This is a genomic window from Candidatus Neptunochlamydia vexilliferae (genome assembly GCF_015356785.1).
GTDB lineage: Bacteria > Chlamydiota > Chlamydiia > Chlamydiales > Simkaniaceae > Neptunichlamydia > Neptunichlamydia vexilliferae.
In genome coordinates, this window is sequence record NZ_JAAEJV010000110.1 from 1 (window position 1) to 1968 (window position 1968).

The 1968-nt window shown below is 40.7% G+C and carries 2 protein-coding genes; one reads left to right on the forward strand and one right to left on the reverse strand.

All coding sequences use genetic code 11. The annotated features are described in order from the left end of the window. Positions 1 to 16 precede the first annotated feature (16 nt). On the reverse strand, positions 17 to 655 hold the full coding sequence (locus NEPTK9_RS09415) for an ISAs1 family transposase (protein ID WP_194848577.1): 639 nt from the start codon (positions 653 to 655) through the stop codon (positions 17 to 19). A 314-nt stretch (positions 656 to 969) separates the two neighbouring features. Here NEPTK9_RS09415 and istA point away from each other — a divergent pair. After that, the coding region (gene istA, locus NEPTK9_RS09420) for an IS21 family transposase (protein ID WP_194848578.1) at positions 970 to 1968 on the forward strand (999 nt) is incomplete at its 3' end.

The window sequence follows — 1968 nt, forward strand, 5'->3', positions numbered from 1 at the left end:
GAACCCTAGATTCATCTCACTGTAGAGATGGTCTCTTCTCTTTGAGAGACAACTTGTTGTGACAGCTTCTTGTCACAATGCGAAAAGGTGAACAAGGCCCTTCTATTGTGACAACAGTTCCTTTTATATCAATAAGATCTAAGAGCTTAGGGATGGCAGTAATCTCATTTGATTTGCCATCGACTTTTTGCTGTCCTAGTGTGAGCCCATGGCCTGTAGCCCAAGCGCTTACTATATGTACAAAAGAATTAGGCTCATCTGGCAATGCTGTCGCTCTCTGCGCTTTGCCATTGATACAAATGCCTCTAAGATTTCCTTCACCAATCATATCTTTCACCCAGTTAACAAAGCACTCGGAAAGAGAAACCGGGTCCAATAACATGTATGTGATGCGTAATGTAGAAAGGGAAGGGGCTCCATGTTCTAGCTTAAACAGCTTTTGCAACCAAGACTTATTGCTCTCTATCCATGTGTGAACACCGACCAGGTCATTAGCACCTGCCGTAACAGCACATAGAGTAAAAAAGAGAATATGTAATAATTGATGCTTCATTGACCCGGGGCGGCGATAGTCTTTTACATGTTTGAAATGGTTTTCGATGGGTTGTGTCAAAGATAAAATAAATTCCATAGCAATCGATGAGATAAATTCCATAGTCTGACGATCGGCGAAAAAATAGGATTTAGGAGCTGGTTGAGGCAACAGGAATAGGAAAGATGGGACTGATTTTCCCGCAACCAATCCCTCACTGAATGTAAGCGGGCCGTCGGTTATAGATGTCAATGCTGAGTGTGCGAACCGGAGGGTAGCATTGACATCTATAACCAGGACCGCTAAAAAAAGTCAGGGATTGGTCAGGGAAAATAGCTCATCTGATTAAACTGAAATTGTAGTTTGATTTAGTCAATGAAAACCCTTTTAATATGTTTTTGTAAACATTTTATGAGGATATAATGCTAGGATTAAATATGTGCATAACAATACAAACTCTTTGGAAGCAGGGGAAAAATAAGTCGGAAATTAGCCGCCTTACCAACCATGACTGGAAAACGGTTCATAATGTCATTAAAGCATTAGAGCAGGGAAAGTCAAAACCAGATAAGAAGCCTAGAAAGAGTCTTTTAGATCCATACAGGGAGAAAATCCTTGAGCTTTTAGAGATGGACTTGTCGAGTGTAAGGATCCATGAAGAGTTAAAAGCTCAAGGATGCTGTGCCGCTTACCCCACTGTCAAAGGATACGTTGGTAAGATAAAAAAAAGGGAAGACATCACAATCCGATTTCATGCCGAGCCAGGGGAAGAGGGACAAGTTGATTTTGGATACTTTGGAAAGACCCTCGATAACCAAGGGAAGTCAAGGAAGACATGGGTCTTTAATATGAGGCTAAGTTACTCACGGTTAGATTATTTTGAGAAAGTATATGATCAGACTGTAGCAACTTTTATACAGTGTCATATCAATGCCTTTAACTACTTCGGAGGTGTTCCAGCATCGATCAAGATCGATAACCTTAAAGCAGCGATTTTAGAAGCTCATTTCTATGAGCCGATTCATCAAATCCAGTATAAGGCCTTCTCAGAACACTATGGTTTTGACCCCCTCCCTTGCCGAGTGAGAAAACCTCAAGAAAAGGGAAAGACAGAATCTGGAATAAAATATGTTAAGAACAACTTCTTCGCTGGAAGGAATTTTACAGATGGAGACCATCTCGACAAAGAGCTCAGAAAATGGTTAGACGAAAAATGTAACCAACGCGTCCATGGGACGACAAGAAAAATCCCAAGAGAACTCTTTGAGGAGAAAGAAAAAAAGGCCCTTAAACCAGTCACCAAAGATTACTTTGAAATTGCTCTATGTGGAAAAAGAAAGGTTTATCGGGACTGCCATGTTTATATTGACTATAGCTACTACTCAGTTCCTTACAAATATGTTGGAAAAGAATTGGATGTCCAGCAAGGAAGGGAT